At 69.1% G+C, this 16,103-nt stretch carries 12 protein-coding genes and 4 pseudogenes; 9 read left to right on the forward strand and 7 right to left on the reverse strand.

Features of this window, described 5'->3' with window-relative positions; translation table 11 throughout:
• Window positions 1-108 precede the first annotated feature (108 nt).
• Window positions 109-492: a CmcJ/NvfI family oxidoreductase gene (locus BMG07_RS34575; RefSeq protein WP_307867214.1), complete on the forward strand. Its 384-nt coding sequence runs from the start codon at window positions 109-111 to the stop codon at window positions 490-492.
• Window positions 489-1,097: a 2-hydroxychromene-2-carboxylate isomerase gene (locus tag BMG07_RS34580; RefSeq protein ID WP_198088293.1), complete on the forward strand. Its 609-nt coding sequence runs from the start codon at window positions 489-491 to the stop codon at window positions 1,095-1,097. Before BMG07_RS34575 ends, BMG07_RS34580 begins: the two co-directional genes overlap by 4 nt.
• Here BMG07_RS34580 and BMG07_RS34585 read toward each other — a convergent pair.
• Window positions 1,086-1,996, reverse strand: a pseudogene (locus BMG07_RS34585) (LysR substrate-binding domain-containing protein). The gene BMG07_RS34580 and the pseudogene BMG07_RS34585 sit on opposite strands and share 12 nt — an antisense overlap.
• 113 nt (window positions 1,997-2,109) lie before the next feature.
• Here BMG07_RS34585 and BMG07_RS34590 point away from each other — a divergent pair.
• Together BMG07_RS34590 and BMG07_RS34595 are read left to right on the forward strand one after the other, a co-directional pair.
• Entirely contained in the window at window positions 2,110-3,237 is a 1,128-nt protein-coding gene (locus BMG07_RS34590) for an ABC transporter substrate-binding protein (protein WP_198088294.1), read from the forward strand.
• 46 nt (window positions 3,238-3,283) lie between these two features.
• Window positions 3,284-4,114, forward strand: coding sequence for an aldo/keto reductase (locus BMG07_RS34595; protein ID WP_269759690.1), 831 nt, complete (start codon window positions 3,284-3,286; stop codon window positions 4,112-4,114).
• Window positions 4,115-4,117: 3 nt separating this feature from the next.
• Here BMG07_RS34595 and BMG07_RS34600 read toward each other — a convergent pair whose 3' ends face one another.
• Both BMG07_RS34600 and BMG07_RS34605 read right to left on the reverse strand, forming a co-directional pair.
• Window positions 4,118-4,963: an alpha/beta fold hydrolase gene (locus BMG07_RS34600; RefSeq protein WP_198088295.1), complete on the reverse strand. Its 846-nt coding sequence runs from the start codon at window positions 4,961-4,963 to the stop codon at window positions 4,118-4,120.
• A pseudogene (locus tag BMG07_RS34605) lies at window positions 4,960-5,531 on the reverse strand (cytochrome b). Before BMG07_RS34605 ends, BMG07_RS34600 begins: the two are co-directional and overlap by 4 nt.
• A gap of 128 nt (window positions 5,532-5,659) precedes the next feature.
• Between BMG07_RS34605 and BMG07_RS34610 the strand changes: the two are divergent.
• A pseudogene (locus BMG07_RS34610) lies at window positions 5,660-7,116 on the forward strand (glycosyltransferase).
• Window positions 7,117-7,120: 4 nt separating this feature from the next.
• Here BMG07_RS34610 and BMG07_RS34615 read toward each other — a convergent pair.
• A complete protein-coding gene (locus BMG07_RS34615) occupies window positions 7,121-7,939 on the reverse strand; it encodes a class III extradiol ring-cleavage dioxygenase (protein ID WP_198088296.1) in 819 nt (272 codons plus the stop codon).
• A gap of 101 nt (window positions 7,940-8,040) precedes the next feature.
• Between BMG07_RS34615 and BMG07_RS34620 the strand changes: the two genes are divergently transcribed.
• Complete coding sequence (locus BMG07_RS34620) at window positions 8,041-8,973, forward strand: LysR family transcriptional regulator (protein ID WP_198088297.1); 933 nt, start codon at window positions 8,041-8,043, stop codon at window positions 8,971-8,973.
• Window positions 8,974-9,057: 84 nt separating this feature from the next.
• On the forward strand, window positions 9,058-10,914 hold the full coding sequence (locus tag BMG07_RS34625; RefSeq protein WP_198088298.1) for an ABC transporter ATP-binding protein: 1,857 nt from the start codon (window positions 9,058-9,060) through the stop codon (window positions 10,912-10,914).
• A 6-nt stretch (window positions 10,915-10,920) separates the two neighbouring features.
• Here BMG07_RS34625 and BMG07_RS34630 read toward each other — a convergent pair whose 3' ends face one another.
• Window positions 10,921-11,349, reverse strand: coding sequence for a VOC family protein (locus BMG07_RS34630; RefSeq protein WP_198088299.1), 429 nt, complete (start codon window positions 11,347-11,349; stop codon window positions 10,921-10,923).
• An 83-nt stretch (window positions 11,350-11,432) separates the two neighbouring features.
• Here BMG07_RS34630 and BMG07_RS34635 point away from each other — a divergent pair, with 83 nt between their 5' ends.
• Window positions 11,433-12,014 (forward strand): TetR/AcrR family transcriptional regulator, encoded by a 582-nt coding sequence (locus BMG07_RS34635; protein WP_198088300.1) that lies wholly within the window; start codon window positions 11,433-11,435, stop codon window positions 12,012-12,014.
• 11 nt (window positions 12,015-12,025) lie between these two features.
• Here BMG07_RS34635 and tssF read toward each other — a convergent pair whose 3' ends face one another.
• Together tssF and tssE are read right to left on the reverse strand one after the other, a co-directional pair.
• On the reverse strand, window positions 12,026-13,906 hold the full coding sequence (tssF, locus tag BMG07_RS34640) for a type VI secretion system baseplate subunit TssF (protein WP_198088301.1): 1,881 nt from the start codon (window positions 13,904-13,906) through the stop codon (window positions 12,026-12,028).
• Between the two features lie 43 nt (window positions 13,907-13,949).
• Window positions 13,950-14,537 (reverse strand): type VI secretion system baseplate subunit TssE, encoded by a 588-nt coding sequence (gene tssE / locus BMG07_RS34645; RefSeq protein WP_198088302.1) that lies wholly within the window; start codon window positions 14,535-14,537, stop codon window positions 13,950-13,952.
• 719 nt (window positions 14,538-15,256) lie between these two features.
• Between tssE and BMG07_RS45215 the strand changes: the two are divergent.
• A pseudogene (locus BMG07_RS45215) lies at window positions 15,257-16,103 on the forward strand (DUF2868 domain-containing protein); the annotation flags it as partial.

Here is a 16,103-nt window from a genome sequence, read left to right on the forward strand (position 1 = left end):
CCGCGCCGCGCTGAGCTTCGGCCGCCGCGCGGCCGACGGCCGGGCCGCCGCCAACGGCCGCATCCACAACGACTACACCGAGGAATCGGGCCGCGTCGGTTGGCGCTGGTGCTTCCCGACGCCGACGAGGCCGCGTCCGTGCGACGCTACTGCATCGTCAACATCTGGCGCTCGATCAAGGGGCCGGTGCTCGACACGCCGCTGGCCGTGTGTGACGCGCGCTCGGTCATGGCCAGGGACCTGGTCAACGCCGAGGTGCGCTACCCGCGCCGCACCGGCGAGATCTACCTGGCGACGCATTCGCCCTCGCACCGCTGGTCGTATTTTTCGGCGATGGACCGGCACGAGGCGCTGGTGTTCAAGCAGTACGACTCGCAGCTCAGCGGCGTCTCGCGCTACACGCCGCACGCCGCGTTCGACCACCCCGATGCGCCCGCCGACGCGCCGCTGCGCGAGAGCATCGAAGCCCGCTGCCTGGTGGTGTTCGAATGAACGCGCTCGACGTCTGGTTCGACTTCGGCAGCAACTACAGCTACCTCAGCGTGATGCGCCTGGAAGACGAGGCCGCCGCGCACGGCATCGCGATCCGCTGGCAACCCTTTCTGCTGGGGCCGATCTTCCGCTCCTTCGGCTGGGCGTCGTCGCCCTTCGTGCTGCAGAAGGAGAAAGGCGACTACACGTGGAAGGACATGGCGCGCCAGTGCCGCAAGCTCGGCCTGCCGTGGAAGCAGCCGACGAACTTTCCGCGCGCCGCCGTGCTGCCGCTGCGCATTGCGCTGGTGGGCGCCACGCAGCCGTGGATGGGCGCATTCTGCCGCCGCACGATGTCGATGAACTTCGCGGAAGACCGCGACATCGATTCGCCGCAGGCCATGCGCGACCTGCTCGTTTCACTCGGCCTGCCGGCGCACCGCATCCTCGAAGAAGCGCTGTCGGACGCCAACAAGCTGCGGCTGCGGCGGCAGACCGAGCTGGCCGCCGAAAAAGGCATCTTCGGCGCGCCGACCTTCTTCGCGGGCGACGAGATGTTCTGGGGCAACGACCGGCTCGACGAGGCGATCGCGCATTGCCGGTCGATGCCCTCGTCAGCGCCCTGACGACTGGCGCGCCTCGTCCATCAGCCATGCGGCCACGTGGCGCACGTCTTCGCGCGGGGACTCTTCCGCGTGGATCAGCCAGTAGGCGTGGCCCGACGGCTGTGCCGGCGTGGGCGCGGCCACGCGCACCAACCGCTTGTCGTCGAGCAGCGGCTGGATCAGCTCCAGCCGCCCCAGCGCCACGCCCTGCCCGGCCAGCGCGGCCTGGATCATCTGGTCGTACTGGTTGAAGTGCAGCACGGCCTGCGGCTTCGCCTCGGCCCAGCCCACCGCCGCGAGCCAGTCGCTCCACTGCAGCCACGGATGTTGCGGGTCATCGAAGGCCAGCAGGCACAGGCCGGGCAACGCCGCCGCGTCCATCGAATGCAGCCCGAGCGACGGGTGCGCCACCGGCGCCAGCGTTTCCCCGAACAGCCGCTGCGCCCCGGCCGGCGCGAGCGCGGGCGTGGTGTAGCGGATGGCCAGGTCGATGCCTTCGTTGCGCAGGTCGGCCACGCGGTTGTTGGACGACACGCGCACATCGCGCCCGGGTGCAGCTTCTGCACACGGCCCAGCCTTGGCAGCAGCCAGAGCCCCGTCATGCCGATGCTGGCGCTCAGCGTCACGGGGCGCTGCTCGCTTGCCTGGCGGATGCCGCCCATCACGTCCTGCAGTTGTTGCACCGCGCCGTCGGCGCTGCGAAAGAGCCGCTCGCCCTCGGGCGTGAAGGCAATCGAGCGGTGGCCGCGCACCAGCAGCTTCACGCCGAGCTGCGCCTCCAGCGCATGCACCTGCTTGCTGACCGCCGACTGCGTGAGGCACAGGTCTTGCGCCGCGAGCGAAATGCTCATGCGCCGCCCCACGGCGACGAAGCCTCGCACGAGGTCCAGCGAAGACAGGCGAAGGAGCGAGAGTGGCATTCCCATGATGAATGTGAAGCGGCATTCTGCGGGCGCGGGCGCCCTGCCGCAAGCCAAAGAGCGGTTTACCCGCGCGGGCCGCCTTAAGATGAGTTTGTTAACAATTTGTGACTATGGCACGCAACACCTTTCATCTGCTGGCTTCGGCCCTGGCCGCCCTCGTCCTCACGCTGTCGCCGGTGGCGCAGGCGCAGACCAAGCCGATCGTCATCGGCCAGACCTACGTGAAGACCGGGCCGCTGGCCTCGCTGTCGACGGAGCCGCTGGTCGGCATTCGCGCCCTGTTCACCACGCTCAACGCCGGCGGCGGCATCAACGGCCGGCCGGTCGAGCTGCGCCAGCTCGACGACGCCTACGACCCGGCCAAGGGCGGCGAGAACGTCAAGGCCTTCGTCAACGAAGGGGCGGTCGGCATCCTGATGCCCATCGGCACCTCGTCGTCGGTCGGTGCGCTGAAGGCGGCCAACGAACTGAAGATTCCGGTGGTCGGGCCCTACACCGGCGCGGGCCCGGTGGTGAAGTTCTCGGAATACGGCTTTCCGGTGCGCATCAGCTTCGACGAGGAATACAGCCGCATCGTGAACCACCTGTTCACCATCGGCATCTCGCGCATCGCCTTCGCGCACAACGACAACCCGGGCGCCCGCTCGGCGATGGAGAGCACGCAGAAGTTCATTGCCGAACGCGGCGACAAGATGGTCGGCAGCGTGGCCGTCAAGAACGACGGCTCCGACGCCGCCGAGCGCGCGGCCGAGCTGGCCAGGCTCAAGCCCAAGGCGGTGGTGCTGTCGGCCACCAACGACGTGGCCGCGAAGTTCATCACCGCCTACCGCGCGGCCGGCGGGGAGACGGCCTTCTATTCGTTCTCTTTCCTCAACGGGCAGAAGCTGTTCCAGGACATCAGGAAGGACGCGGCGGGCGTGGTCATCTCGCAGGTGGTGCCCTACCCGTGGAACAGCGCGATGCCGGTGATTGCCGAGTACCAGGCGGCGATGAAGAAGATCGGCGTCACCGAGTTCAGCTACGCCAGCCTCGAGGGCTACGTCACGGCCAAGGTGCTGGTCGAGGGGCTGAAGCGCGCGGGGCCGAACCCCACGGCCGAGTCGCTGCAGAAGGGGCTGGAGTCGTTCAAGACGCTCGACCTGGGCGGCATTGCCGTGTCGTACCGGCCCGGCGAGCACCGCGGGCTGACCTTCTCCGAGCTGTCGATGCTGAAGGCCGACGGGCGCTATTTGCGCTGAGGCGTCTTCCGGGTCTTCCTGGCAAGGGCAACAAGGCAACCCCGCGATGCAGCCGATGAACACCCGCCCCATTCCCTCCACCCGCGAAGCGCTGCCCGTGGTCGGCTGCGGCACCTGGATCGGCTTCGACCGGCGCCCCGGCAGCGACGAATACGCGCGCCTGCCCGGCGTGCTTGACGCGCTGTTCGCGGCCGGCGGCACGGTGATCGACAGCTCGCCGATGTACGGCCGCTCCGAAGAAACCACGGGCGAACTGCTCGCCGCGGCGAAGCAGCGCGACAAGGCTTTTCTCGCCACCAAGGTCTGGACCTCGGGCCGCGAGGCCGGCATCGCGCAGATGGAGCAGTCGTTCGCGCGGCTGCGCACCGAGCGCATCGACCTGATGCAGGTGCACAACCTGGTCGACTGGCGCACCCACCTGGCCACGCTGCGCGGCTGGAAGGACAAGGGCCGCGTGCGCTACATCGGCATCACGCACTACACGGCCTCGGCCTACGGCGAGGTCGAGGCGGTGCTGAAGGCCGAGAAGCTCGACTTCCTGCAGATCAACTATTCGCTCGACGCGCGCGAGGCCGAACAGCGCCTGCTGCCGCTCGCGGCCGAGCGCGGCGTGGCGGTGATCGTCAACCTGCCCTTCGGCGGCGGCGGGCTGCTGCGCCGCCTGCGCGACAAGCCGCTGCACGCGTGGGCCGGCGACATCGGCTGCACCAGCTGGGCGCAGGTGCTGCTGAAGTTCGTGCTGGGCCACCCGGCCGTGACCTGCGTGATCCCGGGCACCAGCCGCGGCGAGCACATGGCGGACAACGCCGCCGCAGGCACGGGCGCGTTGCCCGACGCGGCGTTCTGGCGGCAGCACGCCGCCGACATCGGGCGCTGAAACTCAGCCGAAGAACTGCAGCAGCCGCGCGTTGACTTCGTCGGCGCGTTCGTACTGCGCCCAGTGCCCGGCGCCGTCGATCACCGTGCCTTCGCGGTGCGGCCCTTCGGCCACCAGTTGCGCCACCAGCGGGCGCGGGTCGGCGGTGACGTCGAACTCGCCCCACAGCAGCAGCGTCGGCACGCCCAGCGTGTCGAGCGCCTTCTGCAACCCGCCCGACAGCGACACCTCCTTGCTGCGAAAGCGCGTGCCGTGGCACGAGATGTCGTGGATCTCGAAGGCCAGCGCGTCGATGGCGGCCTTGTCGTGCAGCATCAGCGCGGCCAGGTTGTGCAGCAGCGCGGCGCGCTCGTGTTCGCGGTCGGGAGCGGAGCGCCAGTTGATCATCTGCACCGCCATGCGGCGCAGCGTGCCGTGGCCGCCGCTGCCGACCAATGCGAGCCGGCGGATGGCGCCGCGCCGCACCGCGAAGCGCGCGGCCGTGAGCCCGCCGAACGAGAAGCCGCCCAGGTCGATGGGCGTGCCAGCGCCGACGAGCTGGTCGAGCGTGCCGCCGAGCGCATCGAGCAGCGGCGGCAGCGAGTCTTCGCCGGGCGCCGCGCGTGGCAGCGCGTCGGACTCGTTGAAGCCCGGCATGTCGGGCAGCCACAGCGTGCGGCCGGCCGACAGCGCCTCGGCGTTGCGCAGCCAGTGCATCCAGCTGCCGTGGCCGCCGTGCAACAGCACCAGCGGCGGCTTCGTGGTGTCGGTGCCGAAGCGGCGCCAGCGCACGCGCACGCCTTCGTGCACCGGGTCGTGGTGGGTCGAGAGTGCGTCGATGCGCGCGATGTCGTTCATGCCCGTGCTCATCCGCGCGCTCCCGGCCACATGCGCTGCAGCTCGCGCTCGCCGTCGAAGACTGGTGCTTCAGCGCGCCCAGCACATGCAGCCCGAACATCACGTAAAGCACATAGCCGGCCCAGGTGTGCACGCCGCCCAGCACCGTGTGCCAGGTTTCCTTGAGCGTGGGCTCGATGGCCATGATCCAGCCGATGCGCGGCCATTCGAACAGGCCGAACAGGAACATCGGGTGCGTGCCGGCGTCCTTCCAGGCCGAGTCGTGCATCCAGCCCGACAGCGGCAGCAGCACCATCAGCAGGTACAGCACCCCGTGGGCCGCGTGCGCCGCGAAGCGCTCGAGCGCGCCGTAGGAGTCCGGCATGGCCGGCGGTTTGTGCGTCAGGCGCCACAGAAGCCGCAGAATGACCAGCCCCAGCACCGTGATGCCGATCGACTTGTGGGTGTCGACCGCCGGGCGCACCCAGTCGTCGGGGTAATGGTCGACCAGCAGGATCATGGCGATGTTGACGGCCATGAGCAGGGCGATCAGCCAGTGCAGCGCGATGGCGGTTCGGGTGTAGCGGGTTTGTGCGAGCATGCGGGGAATTTTCGGGCGAGAGTGGAGTCTTTCTGTTGCGCTTGCGATTGTCCCGGGTCGACTCGGGCCTTTTCGAAACCGCTGGCCGAGTTTTTGCGTATCACCGTTCGTCGCCCAGGCATCTCCTCTTGAACGATCCCCTCCAACCCGCCTTCGTGGCCGCGTCGCCGCGCCTGTCTCCTCCCGCCACGCCGCTGCGAAGCTGGCTGATCCATGGCGGCGTGCTCGTGCTGTGGGGCCTGCTTTTTGCCATGGCCTTTCGCGTGGGCAACGTCGGCGCCTGGTCGGTCGGCGTGGCCTATGTGCTGTACGACACAGTGCTGCTGCTGTTCGTGGGCTGGATGACGCTGCCGATCCTGCGGCCCCGCCCGCGTCCCGCCGAAACGCCAGCAACACGGCGCAACACGCTGGGCGTGATCGTCGCCTCGCACAACGAGGCCGCCGTGCTGCCCGTCACGCTGGCCGCCCTGCTCGGCCAGAGCGACGTGCCCGACCGCATCGTGATCGCCGACGACGGCTCCAGCGACGGCACCGCCGAACTGCTCACCACCCGCTACGGCCTTGTCGCGCCGGCCCTGGGCGAACTGAGCGCGGCCAGTGCCACGCACCCTTCGCTCTACTGGCTGCGCCTGCCGCACGGCGGCAAGGCGGTGGCGCTGAACGCGGCCATTCTGTGCATCGACACCGACACCGTGCTCACGGTCGATGGCGACACCCTGCTCGACAGCCAGGCCATCGGCGCGGTGCGCCGGGCCTTTACGGACGAGCCGAACCTCGTGGCCGCCACGGGCGTCATCACGCCGGTGTGCAGCCGCACGCTGGCCGGGCGCTGCTTCCAGTGGTTCCAGACGTACGAGTACATCCGCAACTTCCTGTCGCGCTATGCGTGGATGCGCGTCAACGGGCTGCTGCTGATCTCGGGCGCCTTCGCGGGCTTTCGGACCGACGCGGTGCGCGCGGTCGGCGGCTTCGACACCGACTGCTGGTGGAAGACTACGAACTCATCCACCGCCTGCACCGCCACGCCCAGGCGCACGGGCTGCCGTGGACCGTGCGCGTGCTGGGCGATGCGCAAGCGCACACCGACGCGCCCAGCAGCACCGGCGCCTTCCTGCGCCAGCGCCGCCGCTGGTTCGGCGGCTTCTTGCAGACGCAGTACTGGTACCGCGCGATGGTCGGCGACCGGCGCTACGGCTGGCTCGGCGTGGCGATGCTGCCGGTGAAGGCCATCGACACGCTGCAGCCGCTCTACGGGCTGGCCGCTTTCGGGCTGCTGCTGGTGTACCTGGTGCGCGGCAACTTCGGCGTGCTGGCACCGGTGGCGGGCGTGATCGGCGCGAAGATCGCGCTCGACCTGCTCTTTCACCTGTGGTCGGTGTACCTGTACCGCCGCTGGATCGGACAGCGCAGCGAGGCCAACATGCTGCAGGCTTTTCTGGCGGCGCTGGTCGAGCCCTTCACCTTCCAGATCCTGCGGCACACGGGCGCGGCCTGGGGGTGGTGGACCTTCTTGACGGGGCGCGGCACCTGGGGGCGGCAGACGCGCGTCGGGCTGGTCGATGCCGACGGCGTGCGCCGCAGCTGAGGCTTCAGCCGCCGAAGCGGAAGCTCGACACCACGAGCCCGCCCATGAATGCGTCCTCGTGATAGACGCGCTCTCCGGCTTCGCCCTCGGCAGCGCCGACCGCCACCATCAGCGGAATCAGGTGCTCTTCGCGCGGATGGGCGATGCGTGCCGCCGGGGCTGAAGCCCAGTCGAGCAACTGGCCGCTGCGCTCGGCCACGGCGCCCTTCACCACCGCCTCGTCGAGCCAGTCGTCGAAGGCCTTCGACACACCGTGCGCCTGCGGCCCGAAGTTGCGCAGGTTGTGATAGCTCAGCCCGCTGCCGACGATCAGCACGTTCTCGTCGCGCAGCGGCGCGATCGCGCGGCCCAGCGCCAGGTGCTCCGCCGGGTCGAGCCCGCGGCGCAGCGACAGCTGCACCACCGGCACGTCGGCCTTCGGGTAGATCGCGGCCATCGGCGAGAACATGCCGTGGTCGTAGCCGCGCTCGGGGTCGATCTGCACCGGCAGGCCGGCAGCGGCGATCAGCGACTGCACGCGCTGCGCGAGTTCGGGCGAACCGGGCGCGTCGTAGCGCACTTCGTACGTGTGGGCCGGGAAGCCGCCGTAGTCGTAGATCATCGGCGGCTTGGGGTTGCCCTGCACCGTGAAGGCAGGCGCCTCCCAGTGCGCCGACACCATGAGGATGACGCTGGGCGTGCGGCCGATCTGGCGCGGCATGTCGGCCAGCGAGGCGGCGAGCTGGTCGTAGGTCGGGCCCATTTCCTTCTTCATCCAGGGCCAGGGGCCGCCGCCGTGCGAGATGAAGTACGTGGGCAGGCGCGAGATGTTGTCGTGGGTCAAGTCGATGCTCCTTGAAAGCGTTGCATCGACTGTAGACATTTCCTCCAAAGAAATCGACAGGCTACGATGCATCGAATCAGTTCTTCACAGGAAACATCGACATGGACCGCATGACCAGCCTGCGCGTGTTTCGCGAGGTCGTGGAGGCCGGCAGCTTCGTGGCCGCCGCCGAGCGGCTGGGCCTGTCGCCGCCGATGGCCAGCAAGCACGTGGCCCAATTGGAGAAGTCGCTCGGCGCGCGGCTGCTGCACCGCTCCAGCCGCCACCTGAGCCTGACCGAGGCCGGCACCGCCTGGTACGAGCAGAGCCGCCGCGCGCTCGACCTGCTCGACGCGGCCGAGGCCGCCATCGGCCAGACCCACGACACGCCGCGCGGGCAGCTGAAGGTGAGCGCGCCCGTGTGGTGCGCCACGCCGCGCTTCGCCCGCGTGCTGGCCGACTACCGCGAGAAGTACCCCGAGGTGCTGGTCGACATGCACCTGGAGAACCGCAAGGTCGATCTCGCGGCCGACGGCTACGACCTGGCCCTGCGCGCCACGCAGGAGCCCTCGCCCGCGCTGATTGCCCGGCCGCTGTGCCGCGTGCCTTTTTATCTGGCGGGCACGCCGGCCTACCTGGAGCGCATGGTCGGCGTGCCCGGCCTGCCCGCCGACCTGGCGAAGCTGGGCGCCATCGTGCCGAGCTACGTGAACCTCGACAACCTCGCGCTCAAGGGCCCGGGCGGGCGCATGTTCCCGCTGCGGCTCACGCCGGCCATGCGCTCCGACGACACCACGCTCACGCTGCACGCGGTGCGCGCCGACATGGGCATCGCGTTCATGCCGCTGTGGTTGATCGACGACGACATTGCGCAAGGCCGCCTGCTGCGGCTGCTGCCCGAGTTCGAATCGACACCCGTCACGCTCTTTGCCGTGTACACCAGCCGCCAGTACATGTCGCCCAAGCTGCGCACTTTCATCGACTTCCTGAGCGAACGGCTCGGCGATGCAAAACCAAAGACTTCACACGCCGAAGCCAGGCCGCGCCGTCCATGAAGGCTCCCTGAACGATCGCACCTTTTCGGGGCAAGGTCATGCATGCGCGGCTACAGTCAAAGGCTCTCTGGGAGACCGTTCGCCTTGTTCCGCTTCTTCGAAAAACTTCTTCACCCCTACCCCGCCGCCGAACCTTCGCTGCCGCCGCAGGGCTTCTTCGCATTCCTGTGGGCCTGCACGCACGGCGTGCGCGGCAAGATCGCGGCCATGGCCGTGCTCACGGCCGTGATGTCGATCTTCGAGGCGGCGCTGTTCGCCATCCTCGGGCGCATCGTCGACTGGCTCGGCGGGCAGGTGCCTTCGCGCCTGTGGGAAGAGCGCGGCAATGCGCTCATGTGGCTGGCCGGGTTCCTCGTGATCAGCATCGGCGTGGTGGCGCTGCAGACCATCGTCAAGCACCAGACGCTGGCCGTGAACCTGCCGATGCGCCTGCGCTGGAACTTCCACCGGCTGATGCTGGGCCAGAGCATGGCCTTCTACCAGGACGAGTTCGCGGGCCGCATCACGGCCAAGGTCATGCAGACCGCGCTCGCGGTGCGCGAGACCATCTTCGTGCTGGCCGACGTGCTCGTGGCCATGGGCGTGTACGTGGCCACCATGATCATCCTGGTGGGCGTGCTCGACGCGCAGCTGGTATGGCCCTTCGTGATCTGGCTGGCGCTGTACATCGTGTCGCTGATCTATTTCGTGCCGCGCCTGGGCAAGATCGGCAAGGCGCAGGCCGACGCGCGCGCGCTCATGACCGGCCGCGTGACCGACGCCTACACCAACATCGCCACCGTCAAGCTGTTCTCGCACACGCAGCGCGAGGCCGGCTTCGCGCGCGACGCCATGCGCGAATTCATGCACACGGGCTACGGCCAGATGCGCCTGGTGAGCGCCTTCGAAATCGTCAACCACGCGCTGAGCATGGGCCTGACGGCCGGCATGGCGGGCATGGCGCTGTGGCTGTGGTCGCACGGCGCGGTCGGCGTGGGCGCGGTGGCCGCGGCCACCGCCATGGCGCTGCGGCTGCAGGGCATGTCGCACTGGATCATGTGGGAGATGACCAGCCTGTTCGAGAACATCGGCACCGTGCAGGACGGCATGAAGACGCTGTCGCGCCCGCGCACCGTGCTCGACGCGGCCGATGCCACCGTGCTCGACGTGCCGCGCGGCGAAGTGCGCTTCGAGCATGCGAGCTTCCGGTATGGCGACGGCGGCCGCCGCGTCATCGACGACCTGAACCTGACCGTCAAGCCCGGCGAGAAGATCGGCCTGGTCGGCCGCTCGGGCGCGGGCAAGTCGACGCTGGTGAACCTGCTGCTGCGCTTTCATGACCTGGAAAGCGGCCGCATCCTGATCGACGGGCAGGACATTGCCCACGTGACGCAGGACTCGCTGCGCAGCCACATCGGCATGGTCACGCAGGACACTTCGCTGATGCACCGCTCGGTGGCCGACAACGTGGCCTACGGCCGGCCCGACGCCACGCCGGAGCAGATCGAGGCCGCGGCCCGGCGCGCCGAGGCGCACGACTTCATCCAGACGCTGGGCGACGCGAGCGGCCGGCGCGGCTACGAGGCGCATGTGGGCGAACGCGGCGTGAAGCTGTCGGGCGGCCAACGCCAGCGCGTGGCCATTGCGCGCGTGATGCTGAAGGACGCGCCGATTTTGCTGCTCGACGAGGCCACCAGCGCGCTCGACTCCGAGGTCGAGGCGGCCATCCAGCAGAGCCTGTACACGCTGATGGAAGGCAAGACCGTGATCGCCATCGCGCACCGGCTGTCGACCATCGCGGCAATGGACCGGCTGATCGTGCTCGACGAAGGCCGCGTGGTGGAAGAAGGCGACCACCGCACGCTGATGGCGCAAGGCGGGTTGTATGCGCGGCTTTGGGCGCATCAGAGTGGCGGGTTCCTGGGTGAGGGGACCGATGAGGATGAGGCGCTGCGCGCCTGACTTCGCTCAGCCCGGCAACGCCCCGGCCTCGTACTGCGCAGCGAACTCCCCCGACGGCGGGATCGGCTTGATGATGTCGATCAGCACGCCGTTCGGGTCGCGCGTGATGAAGTGGCGCTGGCCGAAGGCCTCGTCGCGCAGCGGCAGCAATATCGGCAGGCCGGCCGCCTTCAGCCGGTCGTGCACCGCATCGGGGTCGTCCACCTCGAAGTTCAGCAGCAGGCCGCCCACCACCTGCCCGCGCGCCGCCTCCGGAATGGTTTCGTGGCGCCCGTCGAGCACGGCGAGGTTCACCGAAGGCTCGTCCGCCAGTTGCAGATGCACATACCAGTCGCTGGTGAACAGCGGCACGAAGCCGAAGTGCGACTGGTAGAAGCCGGCGGTGCCGGCCACGTCCCCGGTCATGACGACGGGGTAGTAGCTCGTGACTTTCATGGGATTGTCCTTTTCATAAAACATACAGACTGCACGCATTTTAAATATTAACCTACAGACAGCCTGCATGTAAATTACCCCTCATGGCCACCAACCGCGAACGCACCGAAACCACGCAGCTCGCCCTGCTCGAAGCCGCCCGCGCGCTCTTCGTGAGCAAGGGCTACGGCGACACCTCGACGCCCGACATCGCAGCCGCCGCCGGCATCACCCGGGGCGCGCTGTACCACCACTTCGCGGACAAGCGCGACCTGTTCCGGCAGGTGCTGGCGCGCGAGGCGATGGCGGTGGCGGCCGACATCGAGGCCGCGACGCCCGAGCCGCTGGGCCCGCGCGAGGCCCTGCTCGAAGGCAGCGAGGCTTACCTGAACGCCATGACCGTGCCGGGCCGCACGCGGCTGCTGCTGGTCGATGGGCCTGCCGTGCTGGGCATGGCGGAGATCATGGCGATCGACGACGCCAACGCGGCGCACTCGCTGCGCGAAGGCCTCGTGCGCGCGGGCATGGGGCGCGGCGAGGTCTCTGTCGATGCGCTGTCGCAGCTGCTGTCAGCCGCCTTCGACCGCGCCGCGCTGGAAATCGACGCGGGCGCCGACGCCAGGCAGGTGCGCGCCGCCATGCGCTGGCTGATCGAGCAGGCGCTGGGCCCGGTCCGCAAGCGCTGAGCCGCCGTCCTTCAGACGATGCCGCGCCCGCCCATGCGCACGGGCCACTTGGCGACCGTGCCGCGCTGCATCGACTCCAGCACCGTCTGCGTGAACACGTTGATGCTCACGTGCCGCGCAAGGTAGTGCTCCAGCACCAGCCCCAGCAGGTACGGGCTCGTGCCTGAAAAGCCCTCTTCGTCCACGCTCAGCGTGCATTGCACGCCGCGCCCGTAGATCAGCGGCCCTGCGCCCGGCAGCCGCCGCGTCACCGGTTCGATGCGCGAGCCGACGAGGCTGTCGATCTGCCGGCCCAGCACGTCGTTGTCGGCCGTGACGAACAGCCGCAGCATGTCGCGCAGCGCCTGCGCGCCTTCGCGGTGCGGCATGTCGGCCAGCGGCAAATGGTTGAAGCCCAATTGGCGAATCAGCCGCCACGCGATTTCGCGCTGCGCGAACGGCGACTTGGGCGTGCTCGGCGGGCGGATCAGGCCCACGGCCGACACCGGAATCGAATCGGCCACCGCCAGGTCTGAATGGCCGTTGCGCGGCACCAGGCACGGCAGGTCGCGGTTGGTGAGCAGCGCCTTCACCGACAGGTAGCGCAGGCTGTCGGGGTACGGCGCCTCGTGCTGGTCGACCAGCGACAGGAACACCTCGGTGCCGATGTACGGCGTGCGCGTGCCGTACTTGCGCGCCGTGCCCGACACCAGCCGCGGCTCGCGCCGCACCGAGAAGTAGCGGCCGTAGTTGCCCTCGTCTTCATTGAGCGTCTGGTAGAGCGGTCGAAACTCCAGCTCGGCCGTGGTCTGCGCCTGCTGCCCCGCGATGCGCTGCACCGAATACACCTCGAAGTCCAGCGGCCGCGAGCGGTCGGGCACGAGGTGGAACTCGGGCTGCGCCGCATTGAGCTCGATGCGATCGGTGCGCCGCTCGAACAGGTTGACCACCGGCGTGCTGAACAGCGCGAACTGCCCCGCGTCGACCAGCGAACTCAAAGCGCCCGGCTGCTTGCTCAGCAGCACGAGGATCTCGACCTCCTTGCCGTGCACGCGCGCCAGCCCCGGCGCCAGCTGCGTGAGCGTGAAGAAGTAGAAGCGCTCGGGGCAAGCGAAGTATTCGTGCAGCAGGTTGTGGCCGTGAAAGGTGTTCCATTCGAGCGGCAGGAGGCCCTCGCCGGGCTTCAGGCCTTCGTGCACCAGCGCGCCTTCGGTCACCACGTGGGGCCGCTCCATCAGCTTGCCCGGCTCGCCGACGAAGGTGGCCACCGCCGAGGTGTGCAGCAGCTCGAACAGGTGCGAGGCCACCTGCTCGTTGCCGCGCAGGTAAATGGGCAAGCGGTCGAGCCCCACCAGCGTGCTGAAGTTCATTTCGCCCACGATGCGCAGCCTCAGGCGCAGCGCGCCCGTCACCTGCACATGCGGCGGCACGTAGCGCTCGAGCGCGGGAATGTCGGGCGGCGCACCCGTGAGCCTGGCGTCGACGATCTCGAAGGGCCACAGCGTCACGTCCTGGCTGGAGCGGAACTCGCACGGCGTTTCTTCCCCTGCCGGCACGCGCGCATGAAAGGCCGTGCCGCGCGGCACCACGAAGCCGCGCGTGAAGTCGCCCTCTTTCACGCTGGGGTGCAATTGGGCCACCGCCATGGACGGCGTGGGGCTCAGGTAGTTGGGGTATAGCACCTCGAGCAGGCGCTGCGTGAAGCGCGGAAACTCCGCGTCCAGCTTGATCTGCATGCGCGCCGACATGAAGCTGAACGACTCGATCAGCCGCTCCACGTACGGGTCGGCCACCTCGATGCCGTGCATGCCCAGGCGGCGCGCGATCTTGGGGTGCGAGGCCGCGAACTCGCTGGCCGCCTCGCGCATGTAGACCAGTTCTTTGTTGTAGTAGTCGAGAAGTCGGGGGTCCATGGGGCCAGTGTTCCCTGAAGTGATGGTGACGAAGGCGCTTGTTTCAGCGTGCCGCGCACAGCACGCTCATGCGGTTGGTTTCCAGGTCGACGGCGCTCTGCACCGTGAACTCCAGCGGGTAGGGACGCAGATTGATCATGGCGCGGATCTCGAACAGCAGCACGTTGTATTCCCCGGCTGCCCCGCCCTCTTTCATGAGCGGCACCACCGCCACCGTGTCGGGAATCAGGCGCGGCTCGTAGTCCTGGATGGCGCGGCGGATGATGCGTTCGATGTCCGCCCACTTGCGCTCCGACAGGTAGCTGCCCGCCAGCGGCGGCACGCCGAAGTTGATGGTGGACGAGGCCGCCTCGGCATGGCGCGCGCGGTCGATCAGGTCTTCGGCGTTGGTGGTGTTGAGCAGGTAGGCCAGGTCGCGCTGCACGATGTCGCGCATCTGCGCGGGCGTCGCGGTGTAGTCCGAAGGCGACTCCGAGGTACGACTCGGCGCATCGTCGCGCAGGCGGTCGAACAGCGTGGGAAGCAACTGGGCGTTGACACGGGCGGCGGTGGCATCGGCCGGGCGGGGGGAGCGGGCACCGGGGTGAGCGGGGTGGGTGCCGGTGAAGGGAGTCTGCTCGGTGAGTCGCATGAACGGGCGCCTTTCAGGAAGGGCCAGAGTCTTGCGTGGATGCCGGTTGCGCATTGCAAACAATCGTCACATCTGCGGGAAGGCATGGAGAAAAGCCGACAAACCGGGAGATAAGTCATGGCGACGCGCGCTTCGCGAGTCCTACAGCACTCGCAGCCCGTTGCCGACAGTCGCCACACGCATGCGGCGAGATGCTGACAGCGTCGTCAACAACGGAGTCCTCGCGTGAATTCCATCATTTACATCGTCGGTCTGGTCGTGGTCGTGGTTGCCGTGCTTTCGTTCTTCGGCCTGCGCTGAGACCGGGCACGCCCCCTGCTCCGACACCCTGTTGAACGGGGCCGCTCGCGGCCCCGTTTCTCATGGGGGCCCGCGGCGCGCCGGGCATAATTCGCGCGCCCCGGCACTCGCCGTGCGGGGCCTTTCTTGCGAATTGCGAAGGGACCCTGTTGACCAACACCGCGACCGCGCCGCGCGCACCTGCCTTGCCGGACTTTCCGGATGCGGTGATCACCGAGGCGATCCGATGGGTCGAACAGAACGGCCCGCTCGACGACGCGCAAGCCCTGCGCACCGCCGCAGCGCGCGCGCCGCACGGTCCCGCGCAAATCACCGAGCGCGCACGCCAACTGGGCGAACGCATCGGGCTCCCATCCGAACTGGCACGCGCCCGGCAATGGGCGCCATGGGTGCTGCTGGCCATGGTCGCGCTGATCGTCATGGCCGGGCTGGGCCTGGCGGGCAACGTGGTCGGCGGCGGCGAGCGCCACATCAACGTGATCGTCGCGCTCGTGAGCCTGCTGGGCCTGCATGCACTCACGCTGCTGCTGTGGCTGGTGGGGCTGTGGCTGCCGATCGGTTCTTTCGGCGGCGCGTCGCTCGGCTGGATCTGGCTGTCGCTCACCGCGCGCGTGGCCGGCGGCAAGCGCGGGCAGGCGCCCGTGCTGGTGCGCGCCGCCACCGGGCTGCTGGGCCGCGCCAGGCTGCTGCCCTGGGCCTTCGGGCTCGTGAGCCACGGCATCTGGTCGCTGTCGTTCGCCGTCGTGCTGGCCGCGATGCTGTTCGCGCTGGCCTTTCGCAGCTACACGCTGAGCTGGGAAACGACGATTCTCGACCCCGCCTTTTTCGTGCGGGCCGTGCAGGCGCTGGGCTGGGCGCCCGCGCAGCTCGGCTTTCCGGTGCCCGACGCGCCGACGGTGCTGTCGGCCGCCCCGGCGCGGCGGGCCAGCGCACCTGGGCGCTGTGGCTCACCGGCTGCATCGTGGTGTACGGCCTGCTGCCGCGCCTTGCGCTGGTGCTGCTGAGCGCCGCCATGTGGCGCAGCCGCCGCAAGGCGCTGCAACCCGACTGGCGCGAGCCCTACTACCGCAAGCTGCTGGCCCGCTTCGCCGCCCTGGCGCCGGCCGCCATCGTCGATGCCGACCCGGGCCGCACGCGGGGCACCGCGCCCACGGGCCTGTCGGGCGCCGAGTTGCAAGACGCTCTCTTCGTCGTCGGTTTCGAACTGCCGCCCGACATGCCCTGGCCGCCCGCCGGCCTGCCCGCCGATGCCGCCACGCAGGTGCG

The sequence above is a fragment of the Variovorax sp. E3 genome, assembly GCF_016082275.1.
GTDB lineage: Bacteria > Pseudomonadota > Gammaproteobacteria > Burkholderiales > Burkholderiaceae_C > Variovorax.